Below are 17809 nucleotides of genomic sequence, written 5' to 3' on the forward strand. Positions count from 1 at the left end.
GCCGGAAGCGACAGCCGGAGCCGAAACCGGACCGGCACCGCCACGACCGCCGGGACCGCCGGGACCGTCATGCCGACGCGTGCCGGACGTCCTCGCGTTCCCTCGGCACGGAGACCACGTGGACCTCGAGGCGCCGGACCGGGAAGTCGGCGGTGACGGTGGTGTCCCGCTCGACACCGGCCTCCTCCGGGACGAGCCGTGGCTCCTCGTCGCGCACCACGGCCCCGTCCACGGCGGACAGCACCGTCCGCACCGCCTCCAGGCGCATGTCCCCCAGCCCGTGCCACACGACAGTCCTCATGCGGACTCCCCGTCCGTGTGCACCGGCACCCCGCCACCCGCCTCCGGGGGTGCGGCCTCGGCGGGAGCGTCGACCGTGGTGCGCGGTTCCCTCCCGGGGTTTCCCCTCGGCCGGCCTCGCAACCGGGACACCGCCCGGTGCCACCGGCGCGAGCACGACGGCCGCAGGTGCCTCCGGCGCTTCGTCCGTCCCGTTCCCCCCTGCTCCCGGCCGAGGAGCACGGAGACCGGTCCACCGGCATGCCGCCGGACTCATGGGGACCCCCTCGTCCATGCGACCCGGGGTGGTGGACGGGGGTTCGAACACGGTGCGGCCGGTCGTCGCGGAACGGGGCGGTGAGACGCCGCTGCCCGTGCACGGCAGCGAGCGGCGGCTGCGCCTGGCCGAACGGGCCGCGGCCGGCGGCCGGCTCGGCCGTGACGCGGTCGAGCGACGGGTCGAAGCGGCCGGCCCGGCCAGGAAGGAGGCGGGCCGGCCGGGGCGTGAGCAGGCCCCTCATGTTCGCCACCGCTGCCGTACGCGATGCGCCCGATCAGCGGGACGTGCCGGCCGAGGCGCACGCCGGAACGGGCGTGCACCTGTACGTCGTGCCCGGTGTCCCGGCCCCGGTGTCCCGGCCGCCTGTGCGCAGCCGCCTCCGGCCGCAAGGGCCGCACGGCACCTCACCGGCTGACCCGCCGCGACCCGAAAGCCGCGGTGGCCACCCCGGCCGGGCTGCCCGCACCCGAGCGGGCCACGCTGCCCGGCATCTCACCGGCACGCGCACGCCGGTCCCCGGCCGGAGCGGTCGTCGCCCACACCACCATGCGCTGCCCGGGACTCGGCCGGGTGACGCTCGGCCCCCGGGCCCTGCGGGAGGGCGTCACCCCCACGGCCCTCCACAAGGACGGCTCACTCCGGCGGCACGCGCCCCCGCCGCTCCTGCGGCCCGCGGAGGAACCGGCCCGCTCCCCCGCACCGGTCGGCTGAGTGTCCTTCAGCAGGGCGGTGCGCCGCACCGGTGACGGACCACCGCCGACGCCGGCCGGACACCACCGCCGTACGGCCGGCGGTCCGGCGGGGCCGCCGGCCGGCGTTCGCCTCCACGGGTGTGCGGCGCCTGCGGCGGACCGGCCGGGGCGGCGGGAAGACGCCGCCCATGACCAGGCCGGGCGAACGGGAGCGGACCACTCGGCGCCGTCCCCTGTCCGCCGCCCGGCGCGGGGATTCGTCACCGGTGCGGGACCGGGAACCCCGCCGCGTGCCGTGGCCGGCGGAGCGGCGGGCGGAGGGGATTCACCCCTACGCGGCCAGCGTCTCGTCCTCCTGACGGAGGCTCACGGAGCCCGCCCCGTACTGCTCGAGCAGTGCGTCTGCCGCGAGCAGGGCCTGCTCGACGGTGCGGGCTCCGGTCATCACGCACAGCGTGTACGTGGTGTCTTCGAGGACCCGGCTGGTGCGCCCGGTGGGGCACACGTCGTGTTCGATGCGCGCCTGGGCGAACCGGGCCAGCACAGCGCGCAGTTCCTTCTCCGCCGGAAGGATCATGGTGATACCTCTCCCTTCAAAGCGCATCCCACAGGGCGGTCGGCCGCACCACGAGGAACTGGCCGTGTCCATGGCGTCCGACGCCACCGCTCATCACCGGGCAACGTCCAGCAGGCGTTCGGTTGCCCCGCGCCGACAGGTCCATGCCTGCGCTCGCCGAAGCTCCTGCAGATCGTCAAGCGGTTCGGGGGACGGATCACGTGGGGCGGGCGGCGTGGTCCCGGGTGCGCCGGTCGTGTCCCGTGGGAACCGGCACGACGGTGCGCAGGGCGTTGTCGCCGCTGCGGTCGAGGCGGTGACGGTCGGCACGTCCGGACGAGGCCGGGACCGGCCCGGCTCCTCGGAGGTGGGCGAGGGCTGCCTCCGAGCGGAGCCGGCCGGGATGCCGCCCACGCCTGCCGCCGGTCCCGGGACCGGCACCGGGCGGAGCGACCGGCCTCGGGGCGGCCCGGGTGACCGGTGGGCCGCTCTCGTCCGCTTCCATGGTCCCCTCGCGCAGGGCCCGGTAAGGGCGGGCGGGGCGCCGTACGTCCGATCGCGGTGATGACCTGCTGTCTTGTCGACATCGACCCGTCGGAGCCAGCACCGGGACGACTCGTGCCGGGTGAGAAACGAGGGCGTGCCCGATCTGACTGGCTGCGGCCGGTCACAGGCGCCGGAAATCGTCACTCGCCGTGGCGCCCTCCCCGTACGGCTCGCCGGCGGTAAGCACCGACGCGCTTCCGCTCCCCCCGGGGAGGTGCGGGAGTGGAGCCGCAGGTGACCGCGGGGCCCGGCGCGCGGGAACGCCGCCGGGCCCCGCGCGCGGGTCAGCGGGCCTCGGGGGCGGGGCCGACCGGGATGTCCCCGCGCAACGTGATGCGGTGCATGACGCGGTGCTGGTCGCCGTAGTCGCGGTTGGCGTAGTGGGCGGTGCTGCGGTTGTCCCACAGGGCGACGTCGCCCGGCTGCCAGCGGTGCCGCACGACGTGCTCGGGCTTGGTGAGGTGGGCGTACAGGATGTCGAGGATGCCCCGGCTCTCGTGCTCCGAGACGCCCACGACGTGCGAGGTGAAGCCGGGGTTCACGAACAGGCCCTTGCGTCCGCTCTCGGGGTGCACCCGTACCACCGGGTGCTCCACCGGCGTCAGCTGGGTGAACACCTCACCCTCCCACAGGTTGCCGCGGCCCTGCCGGCGCTGGGCCAGGTAGTAGCCGAACTCGCGGGTGCCGTCGTGGACGGCGGTCAGCGTGTCGACGTACGCCCGCAGGCCCGGCGACAGCGACTCGTAGGCGAGCTGGCTGTCGGCCCAGTTGGTGTCGCCGCCGTTGGGCGGCAGCACCACGGCCCGCAGCACGGAGATCGCCGGGGGCCTGCGCACGAACGTCACGTCCGTGTGCCACACGTCGGCGAACCCGTTGTCCTGGCTGTCCAGCGAGTACACCTCGGGTGCCACGTCCCCGGAGTCGTGGACGGGGTGCCCGACGGTGACCTCGCCCAGGCGCCTGCCGAAGTCGATCTGTGCGGCGTCGTCGAGACCGTGCTGGCCGCGTACGAACAGCACCTTGTACCTGACGAGCGCCTCGCGCAGGGCGAGGACCTGGTCGTCGTCGAGGCGGCCGAGGTCGATGCCGTGGATCTCGGCGCCGAAGTGCGGGCCGAGTTCGAGGACCGGCAGCGTCGTCGCGGTGGGCCGCTCGCTGAGGATGCTCATCTGCGTGTCCTTTCGTGTGATACGGGATCAGGCCGCCGCGGCGGCCTTGACGGCGTGGGAGACCTGCGCGCGCAGTGCGGCGAACTCCCGCGAGCCGCGCAGCTCCTCCGCGTGGATGCCGCCGCGGGGCAGGGTGATCGGCAGGTCCAGGGCGACGGTTCCCGGGCTCCTGGTCAGCACGACGATGCGGGAGCCGAGGAAGACCGCCTCGTCCGCCGAGTGCGTCACGAACACCGTGGTCCGTCCGGTCCGGTCGGTCACCCGGCGGACGTCCTCCTGGAGCCGCTCCCGGGTCAGCGCGTCCAACGCCGCGAACGGCTCGTCGAGGAGGAGGAGCGGGTTCTCGGCGGCGAGCGCCCGGGCGATGGCGACGCGCTGCTGCTGGCCGCCCGAGATCTCCCAGACGCGCCGCTCCTCGGTGCCCTCGAGGCCGACCCGGGCCAGCAACTCCGCGCGGCGCTCGGGCCACCGCGCACGGTCCACCCCCGCGTACCGCAGTGCCAGGTCGATGTTGCCGCGCACGGTCCGCCACGGGAACAGCCGCGGACTCTGGAACACCACGCCGGCCGTCCTGCCGGGCCGTGGTTCGTCCCCGGAGACCCGCACCGAGCCGTCGGTGGGCCGTTCGAACCCGGCGATCAGCCGCAGCAGGGTGCTCTTGCCGCAGCCGGAGGCGCCGACCAGGACCAGGAACTCCCCGGCCGGCACGGTCAGGTCGACCGGGCCGACGGCGGTGAACGTCTCGCCGCCGCGGCCGTACCGGTGGACGACGCGGTCCAGGCGGACGGACCCGGTGCGGGCGGAGTCCACCTCGTCCGGGGTGCCGGTGAGCTCACTTGACGGCATCGGACAGCCCCTCGAGGTAGAAGGCCTTGCGGACGGCGTCCTCGGACGGTGCGGCGTCGATCTGCTTCTGGTCCGCCAGGAACCGGCCGGTGTCGGTGACGTAACCGAGGAGCTTGCCCGGGCTGCCGTCGGTGCCGAGCCAGTCGGCGGAGGCCACCTGTTCCGGGGTGAGGAACACGCCCTGCTTCAGCTGCGCCTCGGCGTCCGCGGCGCTGATGCCCAGTTCGGCCGCGACGGCCCGGACGGAGCCGCCGGGGTCGGACTTGAGCAGGCGCAGGGCCTCGGCCTCCGCCTTGCGCCAGGCGTCGATGGCCTTCGGGTCCTCGGCGATCAGGTCGTCCGAGACGACGGCGAGGTCCAGGGTGGGCTTGCCCGACCCGCCGATCTCCTTGCTGCTGGTGAGCTCGGTGCCGGTCCTGCGCAGCTCGTCCAGGGTCGGCAGCCAGACGTAGGCGGCGTCGATGTCGCCCCGCTGCCAGGCGGCGAGGACGGCCTGCGGCTGCAGGTCGACGAGCTTGACGTCGGACGGCTTGAGCCCGGCCGCCTCCAGTGCGGCCAGCAGGCTGTAGTGCGACGTGGAGGCGAACGGCGTGCCGATCGTTCTGCCCTTGAGCCCGGCGACGTCGGAGACGCCGGTGCCCTTGCGCGCCACCAGGGCCTCGTTCCTCCCGGCGACGTCGAGTATCCAGGCGACCTTGTACGGGATCGGCGAGCTGCCGGACACCCCGCGGGCGAACGGGCTGGAGCCGAGCGCGGCGATGTCGAGGGACTTGCCGATGAAGGCCTGGTTCACGCCGGCGCCGGAGTCGAACTTGATCCAGGTGATCTCGTGGTCGGGCAGCGCCTTCTCCAGCAGCTTCTTGTTCTTCACGATCAAGTCGCCGCTGGGGAAGGCGAAGTAGCCGATGCGCAGCCGCCCGGCGCCGCCGGACGTGGAGGCCGCGCTGTCGGAGGAGCAGCCGGTGACGGCCGCGGAGACGGCGGCCAGGGCGCCGGCGAGGAGAAGACGACGGGAAGGAGCCTGGGACGAACGGGACATGGCGGAGCCGTTTCTGTGCAGAGGGGAGTGAGGGTTCTACGCGCGACCGCGCCAGGGAACGACCGCGCGTTCCAGCCGCAGCAGCAGGCCGTCGATGATCAGGCCGGAGACGCCGATGGCGATGATGCCGACGAGCACGACGGGGGTGTTGTTGTAGTTGGCGGCGTCCTTGACCATGCCGCCGATGCCGGGCAGGCCGTTGACCAACTCGGCGGCGACGAGGGAGGAGTAGGCCACACCGACGGCGAGCCGGACCCCGGTGAGCGTCTCCGGCAGGGCGGACGGCACGACGACGTCCCTGACGACGTCCCACCGCGACCCGCCCAGTGCCCGGGCCGCCTCGATCAGGCTCTTGGGCACGGCGGCGACGGCGGTGGTGGTGGAGACCGCCACGGGCGGGAACGCCGCCACCGCCAGCAGGGTGACCTTCGGCTCCTCGTTGATGCCCAGCCAGATGATGAGCAGCGAGAAGTACGCCAGCGGCGGCAGCGTCCGCAGGAAGGTGATCCAGGGCTCGAACAGCGAGCGCAGCCAGCCGACGGTGCCCATGAGCAGCCCGAACAGCACACCGAGGGCGATGCCGATGCCGGCTCCGACCGCGATGCGGCGCAGGCTGATGCCCAGGTGCTCGACGAGGGTGGTGCCGTTGTAGCCCCGTGTGCCGTCGTGGGTGGTGGACACGGCGACGAACGCGTCCCACACCTCGGCCGGTGGCGGGACCAGTGTGTCGCTCCACGTCCCGCTCGACGCCAGCAGCTGCCACAGCACGAGGAACATCAGCAGCGAACCGAGCGGCAGCGCGGCATGACGCACGCGCGCCCACGCCCTCCCCGTCGGGGGACGGCGTTCGGGCGGCGGGCCGACGGGTTCCGCCAACGCGTCGGGCTTGAACGGACGGGAAGTCGTGGACATGTGGCGTCCTCCGTGGGGCGCCGGGACATGAGCGGCTGCCGTCGACCGACGGGGGGCGGCCGGCCCCGAGCGAGAGTGTTGTTGGACGAAGCGGAGGGGACACCCTGAGCCAGGGTGCGCGAACGGCCCCCGCCGGGTGGCGTCACCGGACGGCGGGGCGCGTCAGAAAGGCAGGATCAACAACAACACGAGCCCGCGCGTCGGCACAGGTCGATGACCAGGCGTCGCACCAAGGGCTCGGGAATCATGGTCCAGTTCTACAGCAGCCCCCGCTCCGCACCAAGAGGTGTCCACTTCCTGGAACGGAGCGTCCACCGGGAGGTGACCGGGGCGCTCCACAGCCACAACGGCCGGACAGGCCACGGGATCGGCCGAGGAACCCGTCAAGGCTCCCTCTTCGCCTCCGGGAGACCCTGACAAGGGCGTGGGTCCTGGCGGTGGGCGCGGCGCGGCCGGCACCGGGCCGGCGCGGGGCGGGTGATGACGTGGGATCTCGGCCGGCGCCGAACCAGCACGGGAGTCGGCACCGCGCCGCCGGACCGCCTCGGGCCACGCTTCGCGGGCAGCGCTCGTTGCGGCCTCACCCGGCTCCCCGGGCCACTCTTCCCCAAGTCAGCATGGTGGCTGCACGCATACCCAGCCCCTGAACTATGGTGCCCCACCACATGTGCCCCTGACCTGCGGCTTCCTACGGTGTGCCGACACGTACCCGTCCCCACCGCACACGAGGAAGTGGCGCACATGGCCTCCCCAGCAACCGCTCCCCCGCCCCCCGGCAACCTCAAGCGCATCGTCGCCGCGTCCCTCATCGGCACCACCATCGAGTGGTACGACTTCTTCCTCTACGGTTCCGCCGCCGCGCTCGTCTTCAACAAGCTGTTCTTCCCCGATTCCGACCCGCTCGTCGGCACGCTGCTGTCGTTCCTGACGTACGCCGTCGGGTTCGCCGCGCGGCCGCTGGGAGCGCTGGTCTTCGGACACTACGGGGACCGGCTCGGGCGCAAGAAGCTGCTGGTGCTGAGCCTGCTGCTGATGGGCGGGGCCACCTTCGCGATCGGACTGCTGCCCACGCACGCCACCATCGGCAGCGCCGCGCCCGTGCTGCTCACCGTGCTGCGGCTCGTCCAGGGGTTCGCACTGGGCGGTGAGTGGGGCGGCGCCGTGCTGCTGGTGTCCGAGCACGGGGACGCGCGGCGGCGCGGGTTCTGGGCCTCGTGGCCGCAGACCGGCGCGCCGGCGGGTCAGTTGCTGGCCACCGGCGTACTGGCCCTGCTGACCGCCGTGATGTCGGAATCGGCGTTCGAGGCCTGGGGCTGGCGGATTCCGTTCCTGCTCTCCGGTGTGCTGGTGCTCGTCGGTCTGTGGATCCGTCTCTCCGTCGACGAGTCCCCCGTGTTCAAGCAGGCGCTGGCGCAGGCGGAGGCCCGCAAGGCGGACGCCGGTGCCGAGCGGATGCCGATCGTGGCCGTCCTGCGCCACCACTGGCGGGACGTGCTGGTCGCGATGGGCGCGCGCATGGCGGAGAACATCAGCTACTACGTGATCACGGCGTTCATCCTCGTGTACGCCACCACCGCCGCCGACGTCTCCAAGCAGACCGCGCTCAACGCGGTGCTCATCGCCTCGGCCGTCCACTTCGCCGCCATCCCGGCCTGGGGCGCGCTGTCGGACCGGATCGGCCGCCGTCCCGTGTACCTGATCGGCGCGGCCGGTGTGGGACTGTGGATGTTCCCGTTCTTCGCGCTGATCGACACCGGCGATTTCGGGAGCCTGCTCCTCGCGGTGACCGTGGGCCTGGTGCTGCACGGGGCGATGTACGCGCCGCAGGCCGCCTTCTTCTCCGAGATGTTCGCGACCCGGATGCGCTACTCCGGTGCCTCCATCGGCGCCCAGTTCTCCTCCGTCGCGGCGGGCGCGCCGGCGCCGCTCATCGCCACCGCGCTGCTCTCGGACTACGACAGCTCCACCCCGATCGCGCTGTACGTCATCGCGGCGAGCCTGCTGACGATCGTCGCCCTGGCGGCGGCCAAGGAGACCCGGCACCGGGACCTGTCCGACGTCGCCCCGGCCGGTGACGCGGAGGAGCCGGCCGGGGACCGGTCCGCGCGGGACGCGCACACCGTCTGACCCCGCGGGCCGTCCCGGTCCAGCCGGTCATCGCCCCCGTACGCCCCGCGCGTACGGGGGTCATCGCTGTGCCGGCGGCGTCCCCGCCGACAGCCGGTGCAGGCGCAGGGCGAGCTGGATCTCCAGCGCCCGGGCGGGGCTCTGCCAGTCGTCGCCGAGGAGGCGGCCGACGCGTTCCAGGCGCTGGGCGACGGTGTTCACGTGGACGTGCAGGTCGTCCTTGGTGCGGGCGGGGCTCATCCCGCTGGCGAAGTACGCGTCGAGGGTGCGCAGCAGCTCGGTGCCGCGCCGTTCGTCGTACGCCACGACCTGGCCGATGGTGCGGTCGACGAAGCCGGCGATGTCCCGCTCGCCGGCCAGCAGCAGTCCCAGGAAGCCGAAGTCCTCGGCGGCGGCGCCGTCACCGGAGCGGCCGAGCCGCCGCAGGGCGTCGAGGCAGCGCCGGGCCTCCGCGTAGGCCGCCGCCACGGCGTCGGGGCGTGCGGTGAGCGGCTCGACCGGGGCGGACGCGCCGACGGTGACCGGCTCGTGGACGGCCGTGCCCAGGTGCCGGGCCGTGCGGCGGGCCAGGTCGGTGGCGGTGTCCCCGGGGGCGAGGGGCAGCAGCAGGACGGTGCCGCCGTCGCGTGCGGCGGCGAGGCCCTGCCGGGTGGCGGCGAGGTGCGAGGCCGCGGCCCACAGGCGCCTGCGGGCGTCCGCCTCCTGGTCGGCGTCGGTGGCGCCGCCCTCCAGCCGGGCCGCGAGCACGGTGTGGGTGGCGTCGAGGTCGGCGTGCAGCCGGGCCGCGCGGTCGCGCAGCAGGCGCGGGTCGCGGTCGCGGGCGTCGAGCAGGTCGTCGAGCAGTTCGCCGCGGACGCGCTGTTCGGCCTCGGCGGCCGAGCGGCGGGCGAGCAGCAGCAGCGAGGTGACCATGGCGGCGCGTTCCAGGGTGCGCTGGTCGACGGGGTCGAGGCCGGGGTGGCCGCGCAGGACGAGGGCGCCGAGGAGTTCGTCGCCGGCGGTCACGGCGGCGATCCAGTCGTCCCGGTGCCGCACCGCGTGCCCTTCCGCCCGGGAGGACTCCAGGGCCCGGGCGGGCGCCGCGGCGGCCTCGGTGAACTCGACCGTGCCGTCCAGGACCTGGGAGACGGCGGCGGCCACGTCGTGCACCCCGCCGCCGCGCAGGACCAGCTCGGCCAGCCGGTCGTGGACGTCCGAGGCGCGCTCGATGGCCCCGCTGCGGTCCTGGATGATCTCGTTGGCGCGCTCCAGGTCGGCGAGGGCCGAGCGGGTCTCGGCGAGCAGGTTGGCGGTGTCGATGGCGGCCGCGGCGAGGGCGGCGAAGGAGCCGAGCAGGGCGATCTGCTCCCGTTCGAAGACCCGGGCGCGCCGGTCGGCGGCGAACAGGACGCCGATGACGTGGTGCCCGAGCATCAGGGGCACCCCGAGGATGGCCACGAGCCCCTCGTCCCGCACGCCGGTGTCGATGGTGTGGGTGTGCTGGAAGCGGTCGTCGCGGAAGTAGTCGTCGGTGACGTAGGGGCGGGCGGTCTGGGCGACCAGGCCGCCGAGCCCCTCCCCCATGCCGAGGCGCAGCTGCTGGAAGCGGGCGGCGACCGAGCCCTCGGTGACCCGCATGTAGGTGTCGCCCCTGGCCGGGTCGTTCAGGCTGAGGTAGGCGACGTCGGTGCCGAGCAGCGAGCGGGCGCGCTGCACGATCGCCTGGAGCACGGCGTCCAGGTCGCGCAGTCCGGCGAGGTCGTGGGCGGTCTCGAAGAGCGCGGACAGCTCGGCCTCCCGGCGGCGCCTGCCCTCCAGCTCCGAGCGCACGCGCAGGGCGAGCAGCTTGGCCTGCTCGAGCGCGGTGACGCGCTCGGTGGGCAGCCCTTCGGCACGGGCGAGCAGCACCGGCTGCTCGTAGGCCTCGGCGGGCGCGCCCCGGGCGAGCAGTTCCAGGAACGGCGTCTCGGCGCTGCCGGGGGCGGGTCGGGTGCCGGGGCGTGCCCGGTCCGGCGGCGCGGCGCCGGGGGCGGCGCGCTCGGCGGACTGCACGTGATCGCGGGACATGCTCACAGGATTCCTCATCCCGTGGCCGCTCCGTCAGGCCTGTGGACGACCCGGCCGGGGAGGGGCCGTGGGTCTGCCGGCGGCGCGGCCGGCCGGGGGGCGGGCTCAGTGGGCGGTCCAGCCGCCGTCCAGGACCAGCGACGTTCCGGTCATGAAGGACGCCTGCGGGCCGCACAGGTAGGCCACCGCCTCGGCGACCTCCTCCGGTTCGATGAGCCGCTTGACGGCGCTGTCCTGCAGCAGCACCTCGGACAGGACGCGCTCCTCGGGGATGCCGTGGGCCCGGGCCTGGTCGGCGATCTGCCGCTCGACCAGCGGGGTGCGCACATAGCCGGGGTTCACGCAGTTCGAGGTGACGCCGTGCGGCGCGCCTTCGAGGGCGGTGGTCTTGGACAGGCCCTCCAGGCCGTGCTTGGCGGCCACGTAGGCGGACTTGTAGGCCGAGGCGCGCAGGCCGTGGACCGAGGACACGTTGACGACGCGGCCCCATCCCTGGCCGTACATGTGGGGCAGGGCTCCGCGGATGAGCCGGAACGGCGCCTCCAGCATCACGGTGAGCACGGTGTGGAAGACGTCGGGCGGGAAGTCCTCGATCGGGCGGACGAGCTGCAGTCCGGCGTTGTTGACCAGCACGTCCGTGCCGGCGGCGGCGAGTTCGGCGGCGTCCAGGTCGGTGAGGTCGAGGACGTGCGGCTCGACGGTGCCCGCGAGGCCGCGGGTCCCCTCGGCGAGCGCCTCCAGTCCTTCGGCGTCCCGGTCGACGGCTCTCACCTTGGCGCCGGCGGCCGCGAGCCGCAGCACGCAGGCGCGGCCGATGCCGCCGGCTGCACCGGTGACGAGGGCGGTGCGGCCGCCGAGGTCGAGCGGGGGGATGTGGGGGGCCGGAACGGCTCGGGGCGCGGTCATGTCTCGACCCTAGGCAGCACCCGTCCCCCACCCCATGTGGTCAGGCCCTACAGTTCAGCCGGTTCCAGTGGGGTCGAACCATGTGGGTGCATCCGCCATGGCCTGCTTGATCCGGAAGCGGCCGAACTCGTCCAGCTCCGGCAGCGCGTCCACGGCGAACCAGCCGACGTCCAGCGACTCGTCGTCGTTGACCCGGGCCTGCCCGCCGACGGCCCGGCAGCGGAAGGTGATGTCCATGTACTGGCAGACGTCGCCGTTGCCGTACGTCACCGGCTCCAGCGCCTGGACCAGCACGACCCGCTCGACGACGCAGCGCACCGCGGTCTCCTCCTCGACCTCCCGCACCGCGCAGGCCGCGGGCTGCTCCCCCGGGTCGGGGATGCCGCCGATCACCGACCACCTGCGGGTGTCGGACCGGCGGTTCAGCAGCACTCTGCCCTCGTCGTCGAAGACGATCGCGGTGACCCCGGGGAGCCACAGCAGCTGGTTACCGGCAGAGGCGCGCAGGGTGCGGATGAAGTCGGGAGTGGCCATGCCCCCGACCCTAACCGGCCGGCCAGGGCGCTCTCCGGCACTTCAGGGGGCGTGCGGCGGGCGTACTACCGCACGTCACCGGCGCGTCGCCCGCGCACACCGGCGGCGACGGCCCAGCCGAGGCCGCCCGCGGCGACGAGCACCAGGGCGATCTCCGGCAGGACGCCGAGGCGGGTGGCGGGGGTCTGCGAGGAGCGCAGCGGCACCTCCTGCACCAGGGAGTCGGCGACGAACATGCCGGTCCTCCGCGTGATCCGTCCGTCCGGCATGATGATCGCGCTGACCCCGCTGGTCACCGGGACGGCGACGGCGCGGCTGTGCTCGACGGCGCGGACGCGGGACATGGCGAGCTGCTGGTAGGTCATCTCGCTGCGGCCGAAGGTGGCGTTGTTGCTGGGCACGGAGATCATCCCGGCGCCGGCGGTGACCGTGTCGCGCACGGCCCAGTCGAAGGCGGCCTCGTAGCAGGTGACCAGGCCGACCCCGGCACCGCCCATCCGGAAGACGCCCGGCTCGTCGCCCCGGCTGAAGTCCTGGCGGACCATCGACGTCCAGTCCTCGTTGATCGCCCCGACGAGCGTGCGCAGCGGAAGGTACTCGCCGAACGGCTGGATCTGCCGCTTGTCGTAGGTGTCGACGGGACCCTTCACCGGGTCCCACAGGATCTGCTGGTTGAGCAGCCTGCCGTCCTCGGCGACCACGCCGCCGACCGAGACGGGCGCGCCGATCGCCTTGGCCGCGCGGTCGATGACGCCGCGCGCGTCGGCGTTGACGAAGGGGTCGATGTCGGAGGAGTTCTCCGGCCACAGCACGATGTCCGGCCGTTCGGCCCGGCCGGCCTCCACCTCGGCGGCCAGGCGCTCGGTCTCGCGCGCGTGGTGGTCGAGGACGGCGCGCCGCTGGGAGTTGAAGTCGAGGCCCAGCCGCGGCACGTTGCCCTGGATGACCGCGACGGTCACCGTGCCCTCCTCGGCCCGGTCGCCGACCAGCGGCCGGGCGGCCACGGCCGCCGCCACCGGGACGGCGACGCTCAGCACGCCGACGGCCGCGGCGGCCTGCCGGACGGTGCCGGTGCGCCGTGCCCGCAGGGCCGCCCGCACGCTCTCGTACAGGCCGAAGCCGCACAGCACGACGGCGAAGCCGAGCACGGGGGTGCCGCCGAGCGCGGCGAGCGGCAGGAAGACGCCGTCCGCCTGGCCGAACGCGATCTTGCCCCAGGGGAACCCGTGGAACGGCACCCGCGCGCGTGCCGCCTCGCCGGCGGTCCAGAGCGCGGCCGCCCACACGGGCCATCCGGGCAGCCCGGACACCGCGGCGACACCCGCGCCGACCAGCGCGACGAAGACCGCCTCGATCACCACGAGGGCGATCCACGGCCCGGGGCCGACCTCCACGCCGGTCCACACCAGCAGCGGCAGCAGGAAGCCGAGGCCGAAGAGGTAGCCGAGACCGAGTCCCGCCTTCCAGCCGCGTCCGCGCAGCGCCCAGCCGAAGACGGCGAAGGCCGGCAGGGCCAGCCACCACAGGGTGCGCGGCGGGAAGCTGACGTAGAGGAGCAGGCCGGAGAGCGCGGCTGCGGCGGCCGGGAGGAGGCGGACGAGTCGCCTGCCCCGCGCCGCGGGCGCGGTCTGCGGCGGCTTCGGGTCCGACTCGCCGACGGGAGTTGCGGTGGCGGTCACTCCGGGAGTCTACGGGGAGTGACATCGCGGCCGACAGCACGGTCGGCGGGGCCGGCCCGGCCGTGACGGCGGGCGACGCGGTCGTGACCGCGGGTGGCGCGGTGCGTGCCGGATCGTTTCCGCGGGCCTTGTCACAACCCGTGCCCCGGACGACCACCAGCCGTTACGGTGTGCCGGTGCCCCTGTCGTGCGGCCGGTCGCGGCGTCGGCGGCCGGGGTCCGTCACAGGTCGGGGGCGACGCGGTGCGGGGTGCGGGGTGGGTTCCACGGGGACGGCTTGTGCCGGTCCGGAGACGGACGGCGAAAGACGCGGCGGTCCGGACGCGGTGGGCGTCGTGGTGCTGGGGGCCTGTGCGGCCTGGTCGCTGGTCACGGCGGCGGCCGGGGACGGCCGTCCCGAGGGCGTGCTGCTCGCGGTCCTGGCCGTGGCCGCGGGCTACGCCGCCGGCCGCATCGGCGGAGCGCTGCTGCCGGTGGCCGCGCCGTGCGCCGGCGCCCTGGCCGGCCTCGGCCTGACGGTGACGGTTCCGCACCTGGTGCCGGGCCCGCAGATCACCGCTCCCCCGGGGCACGCCGGTGCCACGACCGCGGTGCTGGCGCTCTCGGCCGGCGCCGCGTGCTGCGCCGCGTGGGCGGCCTCCGCCCGGACCGTACGGTTCGCGCTGCGTCTGCCGGCCGCGGGGATCGCGGTGATCGCGGCCGTGCTGGGCTCGGTCCCGGGCTGCTTCGCCGCCGCGGCGGTGCTGCTGTGCTCCCTCGCCGTGGGCCGCGTACGGCGCCGCGGACCGGGCGTCGCCGTCCTGGCCGTGGCCGCCACGGGGGTGACGGGGCTGACCTGGGCGGTGGCCGGGGACGCCGTGCCGAAGGGGTTCGCCGCCTCGCTGGAGGGCCGGCTGACGCCGCACCGCGTGGACCTGTGGCGGGACGCGCTCGGCATGGTCCGCCACCACGCGGGCCTGGGGGTGGGGCCGGGACGTTTCGGGGAGCTGAGCACGACCGCCGTCCGGTCCCCGGCGTCCGGCGGCAGGCCCCACTCCGCGCCGCTCCAGCTGGCGGCCGAGCAGGGCGCCGTCGGGGTGGTGCTGCTGGCGGCGGTCTTCGGCTGGCTGCTGTACGCGCTGTGGCGCAGCCCGCGTGCCACGCCGGTGGTCCTCACCGCGGGGGCGGCCCTGACGGCCGTCGCGGCCGTCGCGGCGGTGGGCAACGCGCTGAGCTTCACCGCGGTGTCCGTGGGGACCGGTCTGCTGGCGGGGCTGGCGACGGCCCGGCCCCTCGCCGACGACGCGGCACGGCATCCGGCGCGGACCCGGCGGACGCGTCCGCGCCGGGACCGGTCTCCACGACGGTGAACACGACGATGGGGGGGAAACGCTTCTGCGCGCGGTGAGCGGGGCGGGGGCGGCGGCCGGACGCCTCTCCCCGGCCGACCGGACGGACCCGGCGACCGGCCGGACCCCCGGTCGACCCGACCGGGGGTCCGGCCGGTTCCCGCGCGGTTCAGCGCGTCGCGCCCGGCCTGTGCGGACGGAGCCGGTCGCGGATGACGTGCACCGCCGCCTCCGCGTCGTCCACGGTGACCGTGAAGGTGTGGCCGTCCCACAACTGCAGCACGACGCCCTCACCGCGGCGCACGACGACCGCCGTGCCCTTCTCGGGCCGCCAGCGATAACCCCAGCCGCCCCAGTGACGCGGGGTGACGTGCGGGGCGAACTCCGCGCCGGCGACCTGCGAGAGCGGGATGCGGCGGCGCGGCACGCCCATGTGGCCGCAGCGCACTTCCAGGTGCTCCTCGTCGACCCGCAGCGCGACGTGCACGAAGGCGAGGGTTCCGAACAGGACGAGCAGTCCGGCGGCGATGCACCCGACGACGGCCATGACCAGGGGCGCGACACCGCTCGTCCACGCGGAGTCCACGGCCAGCGCGATGCCGAGCGCCATGCAGGCGGCGCCGATCAGCGCCAGCAGCCACTGGTAGCGGTTGGTCGCGCGACCGGTCCACACCTCGGGACAGGGGGCGTGCTCGCCACGGCGGTGGTCCCTCATGCGTTCGAGGTTACTCAGGATTCGCTCCGCAGGGGCCGCGTGGCACAGCGTCACTGGGCCGACCGGGCGTGCGGCGGGCCGGGACTCCACGCGGGGACCGGCGCCGGTGACGGTTCACCGGCGGTGGTTCACCCGGCGGTGGTGACCTGCCGGAGCAGCCGGCCTTCCGCGTAGGTGAGGGCGGCCGCGGGGAGGGTGCCCTCGCGTCCGCTCAGCAGGACCGTCAGGGTGCCGCCGGCCGGGGCACCGGGGGCGGGCCGCTCGCCGATGCGGCGCAGGGCCTGGGCGGCCACCGCCGTGGCGGAGCCGTGCAGGGCGAGCGGCGGGGCGGCGGGGCGCTGCACGGCGGCCCGGATGCGCTCGGCGACCAGCTCGTAGTGGGTGCAGCCCAGGACGACGGTCGTCACGTCCTCGGGGGTGAGCTCGGCGGCCGCGGCGACGGCGGCGTCGATCGCCGCCTCGTCGGCCCGCTCCACGGCCTCGGCGAGACCCCAGCACGGCACCTCGGTGACGGCCACGCCGTCGGCGAAGTTCTGGATCAGGTCCTTCTGGTAGGGGCTGCCGGTCGTGGCCGGCGTGGCCCAGATGGCCAGCGGTCCGCCGCCGGCCGCGGCGGGCTTGATCGCCGGGACGGTGCCGATGACCGGCAGGTCCGGTTCGAGGCGGGCGCGCAGGGCGGTGAGCGCGTGCACGGTCGCGGTGTTGCAGCCGACGATCAGCGCGTCGGGCCGGTGCGCGGCGGCCGCCTCGGCGACGGCCAGTGCGCGCTCGGTGAGGTCCTCGGGCGTTCTGGGTCCCCACGGCATGCCGTCGGGGTCGAGGGAGAGGACGAGATCGGCGTCGGGGCGCAGGCGCCGCACCGCGGCGGTGGCCGCCAGCAGGCCGATTCCGGAGTCCATGAGCGCGATCTTCACCCGGCCACGATAGACGATGGGCGTCTTCCGGCCGGTCCCGTGGGGCAGACTGCGCACGTGAGCGCCGTTGTGTGGACCGCCGCCGGATCACTCGCCGCCTGGCTGTGGCTGCTGCTCTGCCAGGGCTTCTTCTGGCGCACGGATGTACGGCTCCCGCCGTCGCGCGATCCCGGGACGTGGCCGTCGGTGTGCGTCGTCGTCCCCGCGCGCGACGAGGCGGCGGTGCTGCCCGCGAGCCTGCCGACGCTGCTCGCCCAGGAGTATCCGGGACGGGCCGAGGTCTTCCTCGTCGACGACGGCAGCACCGACGGCACCGGGGAGCTCGCGCGCGAGCTCGCGCGCCGGTCCGGCGGGCTGCCGCTCACCGTGGGTTCCCCGGGCGAGCCCCCCGCCGGGTGGACCGGCAAGCTGTGGGCGGTGCGGCACGGCATCGGCCTGGCACGCGTGCGTGCCCCCGAGTACCTGCTGCTGACGGACGCCGACATCGCGCACGCCCCGGACAGCCTGCGCCGGCTGGTGGCGGCGGCGCGCACCGGGGGGTACGACGTCGTGTCGCAGATGGCCCGGCTGCGGGTGGAGAGCCCCTGGGAACGGCTGGTCGTGCCCGCCTTCGTCTACTTCTTCGCGCAGCTCTACCCGTTCCGCCGGATCGGCAGGGACGGGACGCGGACGGCCGCCGCGGCCGGCGGCTGCGTGCTGCTGCGCGCCGACGCGGCCGAGCGGGCACGGATCCCGGACGCCGTGCGGCACGCCGTCATCGACGACGTGGCCCTGGCCCGGGCGGTCAAGCGCCGCGGCGGACGCGTCTGGCTGGGGCTGGCGGACCGGGTGGACAGCGTGCGGCCGTACCCGCGGCTGCACGACCTGTGGCGCATGGTGGCGCGCAGCGCGTACGCGCAGCTGCGGCACAGTCCGGTGGTGCTGGCCGGTACGGTCGCCGGGCTGGTCCTGGTGTACCTGGTGCCGCCCGTGGCGGTGGTCGCGGGGACGGGGGCGGGGAGCCCGGTCGCGGCGGTCCTCGGCGGGGCGGCCTGGCTCGTGATGGCGGGGACGTACGTCCCGATGCTCCGGTATTACCGGCAGCCGCTGTGGCTCGCCCCCCTGCTGCCGTTCACCGCGTTCCTGTACCTCCTGATGACGGTCGACTCGGCGGTGCAGCACCGGCGGGGGCGCGGTGCGGCCTGGAAGGGCCGCACCTACGCCCGTCCGGACGCCGTGCCCGACGAGGGCTGAGCGGACGG

The 17809-nt window shown here is 74.9% G+C and carries 16 protein-coding genes and 1 pseudogene; 4 read left to right on the forward strand and 13 right to left on the reverse strand.

Going from position 1 to position 17809, the window contains the following annotated elements:
• Positions 1 to 67: 67 nt before the first annotated feature.
• Positions 68 to 301 carry a hypothetical protein gene (locus tag GL259_RS06265; protein ID WP_159529957.1) on the reverse strand — a complete coding sequence of 78 codons (234 nt, stop codon included), beginning with the start codon at positions 299 to 301 and terminating at the stop codon, positions 68 to 70.
• A gap of 594 nt (positions 302 to 895) precedes the next feature.
• On the opposite strand from GL259_RS06265, the gene GL259_RS06270 reads away from it, so the two are divergent.
• Positions 896 to 1270, forward strand: a complete 375-nt coding sequence (locus tag GL259_RS06270; RefSeq protein ID WP_159529959.1) for a hypothetical protein — start codon at positions 896 to 898, stop codon at positions 1268 to 1270.
• Positions 1271 to 1582: 312 nt separating this feature from the next.
• On the opposite strand, the gene GL259_RS06275 is transcribed toward GL259_RS06270, so the two are convergent.
• From GL259_RS06275 to GL259_RS06295, 6 genes and pseudogenes are all read right to left on the reverse strand, one after another.
• Complete coding sequence (locus tag GL259_RS06275) at positions 1583 to 1828, reverse strand: DUF5133 domain-containing protein (protein WP_159529961.1); 246 nt, start codon at positions 1826 to 1828, stop codon at positions 1583 to 1585.
• A 256-nt stretch (positions 1829 to 2084) separates the two neighbouring features.
• A pseudogene (locus GL259_RS38610) lies at positions 2085 to 2213 on the reverse strand (transposase); the annotation flags it as partial.
• 424 nt (positions 2214 to 2637) lie between these two features.
• Positions 2638 to 3522: a TauD/TfdA family dioxygenase gene (locus GL259_RS06280; protein ID WP_159529963.1), complete on the reverse strand. Its 885-nt coding sequence runs from the start codon at positions 3520 to 3522 to the stop codon at positions 2638 to 2640.
• A 27-nt stretch (positions 3523 to 3549) separates the two neighbouring features.
• A complete protein-coding gene (locus GL259_RS06285; protein ID WP_159529965.1) occupies positions 3550 to 4368 on the reverse strand; it encodes an ABC transporter ATP-binding protein in 819 nt (272 codons plus the stop codon).
• A complete protein-coding gene (locus GL259_RS06290; RefSeq protein ID WP_159529967.1) occupies positions 4355 to 5407 on the reverse strand; it encodes an ABC transporter substrate-binding protein in 1053 nt (350 codons plus the stop codon). Before GL259_RS06290 ends, GL259_RS06285 begins: the two co-directional genes overlap by 14 nt.
• 36 nt (positions 5408 to 5443) lie before the next feature.
• Entirely contained in the window at positions 5444 to 6184 is a 741-nt protein-coding gene (locus GL259_RS06295) for an ABC transporter permease (protein ID WP_243762546.1), read from the reverse strand.
• An 876-nt stretch (positions 6185 to 7060) separates the two neighbouring features.
• Here GL259_RS06295 and GL259_RS06300 point away from each other — a divergent pair.
• Positions 7061 to 8446, forward strand: coding sequence for an MFS transporter (locus GL259_RS06300; protein ID WP_159529969.1), 1386 nt, complete (start codon positions 7061 to 7063; stop codon positions 8444 to 8446).
• A gap of 60 nt (positions 8447 to 8506) precedes the next feature.
• Here GL259_RS06300 and GL259_RS06305 read toward each other — a convergent pair whose 3' ends face one another.
• From GL259_RS06305 to lnt, 4 genes are all read right to left on the reverse strand, one after another.
• Complete coding sequence (locus tag GL259_RS06305; RefSeq protein WP_159529971.1) at positions 8507 to 10492, reverse strand: GAF domain-containing protein; 1986 nt, start codon at positions 10490 to 10492, stop codon at positions 8507 to 8509.
• Between the two features lie 105 nt (positions 10493 to 10597).
• Positions 10598 to 11398 carry a 3-hydroxybutyrate dehydrogenase gene (locus tag GL259_RS06310; RefSeq protein ID WP_159529973.1) on the reverse strand — a complete coding sequence of 267 codons (801 nt, stop codon included), beginning with the start codon at positions 11396 to 11398 and terminating at the stop codon, positions 10598 to 10600.
• A gap of 54 nt (positions 11399 to 11452) precedes the next feature.
• Positions 11453 to 11932: an NUDIX domain-containing protein gene (locus GL259_RS06315; RefSeq protein ID WP_159529975.1), complete on the reverse strand. Its 480-nt coding sequence runs from the start codon at positions 11930 to 11932 to the stop codon at positions 11453 to 11455.
• A 65-nt stretch (positions 11933 to 11997) separates the two neighbouring features.
• Positions 11998 to 13611 carry an apolipoprotein N-acyltransferase gene (gene lnt / locus GL259_RS06320; RefSeq protein WP_159529977.1) on the reverse strand — a complete coding sequence of 538 codons (1614 nt, stop codon included), beginning with the start codon at positions 13609 to 13611 and terminating at the stop codon, positions 11998 to 12000.
• 326 nt (positions 13612 to 13937) lie between these two features.
• On the opposite strand from lnt, the gene GL259_RS06325 reads away from it, so the two are divergent.
• Positions 13938 to 14960 (forward strand): O-antigen ligase family protein, encoded by a 1023-nt coding sequence (locus tag GL259_RS06325; protein ID WP_243762263.1) that lies wholly within the window; start codon positions 13938 to 13940, stop codon positions 14958 to 14960.
• 148 nt (positions 14961 to 15108) lie between these two features.
• On the opposite strand, the gene GL259_RS06330 is transcribed toward GL259_RS06325, so the two are convergent.
• Together GL259_RS06330 and GL259_RS06335 are read right to left on the reverse strand one after the other, a co-directional pair.
• Positions 15109 to 15654, reverse strand: coding sequence for a hypothetical protein (locus GL259_RS06330; protein WP_159529981.1), 546 nt, complete (start codon positions 15652 to 15654; stop codon positions 15109 to 15111).
• A gap of 128 nt (positions 15655 to 15782) precedes the next feature.
• On the reverse strand, positions 15783 to 16568 hold the full coding sequence (locus tag GL259_RS06335) for an aspartate/glutamate racemase family protein (protein WP_159529983.1): 786 nt from the start codon (positions 16566 to 16568) through the stop codon (positions 15783 to 15785).
• Positions 16569 to 16607: 39 nt separating this feature from the next.
• Between GL259_RS06335 and GL259_RS06340 the strand changes: the two genes are divergently transcribed.
• Positions 16608 to 17801, forward strand: a complete 1194-nt coding sequence (locus GL259_RS06340; RefSeq protein WP_159529985.1) for a glycosyltransferase — start codon at positions 16608 to 16610, stop codon at positions 17799 to 17801.
• Positions 17802 to 17809: the final 8 nt, after the last annotated feature.

Origin of the sequence: Streptomyces sp. Tu 3180, from assembly GCF_009852415.1 — a bacterium.
Lineage (GTDB): Bacteria > Actinomycetota > Actinomycetes > Streptomycetales > Streptomycetaceae > Streptomyces.

What these genes read in the sequence shown, in the direction of transcription:
- GL259_RS06295 (WP_243762546.1), bottom strand. Translation starts at nt 6,184, where the DNA reads ATGTTCCTCGTGCTGTGGCAGCTGCTGGCGTCGAGCGGGACGTGGAGC.
- GL259_RS06280 (WP_159529963.1), bottom strand. Translation starts at nt 3,522, where the DNA reads ATGAGCATCCTCAGCGAGCGGCCCACCGCGACGACGCTGCCGGTCCTC.
- GL259_RS06285 (WP_159529965.1), bottom strand. Translation starts at nt 4,368, where the DNA reads ATGCCGTCAAGTGAGCTCACCGGCACCCCGGACGAGGTGGACTCCGCC.
- GL259_RS06265 (WP_159529957.1), bottom strand. Translation starts at nt 301, where the DNA reads ATGAGGACTGTCGTGTGGCACGGGCTGGGGGACATGCGCCTGGAGGCG.
- GL259_RS06330 (WP_159529981.1), bottom strand. Translation starts at nt 15,654, where the DNA reads ATGAGGGACCACCGCCGTGGCGAGCACGCCCCCTGTCCCGAGGTGTGG.
- GL259_RS06315 (WP_159529975.1), bottom strand. Translation starts at nt 11,932, where the DNA reads ATGGCCACTCCCGACTTCATCCGCACCCTGCGCGCCTCTGCCGGTAAC.
- GL259_RS06305 (WP_159529971.1), bottom strand. Translation starts at nt 10,492, where the DNA reads ATGTCCCGCGATCACGTGCAGTCCGCCGAGCGCGCCGCCCCCGGCGCC.
- GL259_RS06275 (WP_159529961.1), bottom strand. Translation starts at nt 1,828, where the DNA reads ATGATCCTTCCGGCGGAGAAGGAACTGCGCGCTGTGCTGGCCCGGTTC.
- GL259_RS06290 (WP_159529967.1), bottom strand. Translation starts at nt 5,407, where the DNA reads ATGTCCCGTTCGTCCCAGGCTCCTTCCCGTCGTCTTCTCCTCGCCGGC.
- GL259_RS06310 (WP_159529973.1), bottom strand. Translation starts at nt 11,398, where the DNA reads ATGACCGCGCCCCGAGCCGTTCCGGCCCCCCACATCCCCCCGCTCGAC.
- GL259_RS06300 (WP_159529969.1), top strand. Translation starts at nt 7,061, where the DNA reads ATGGCCTCCCCAGCAACCGCTCCCCCGCCCCCCGGCAACCTCAAGCGC.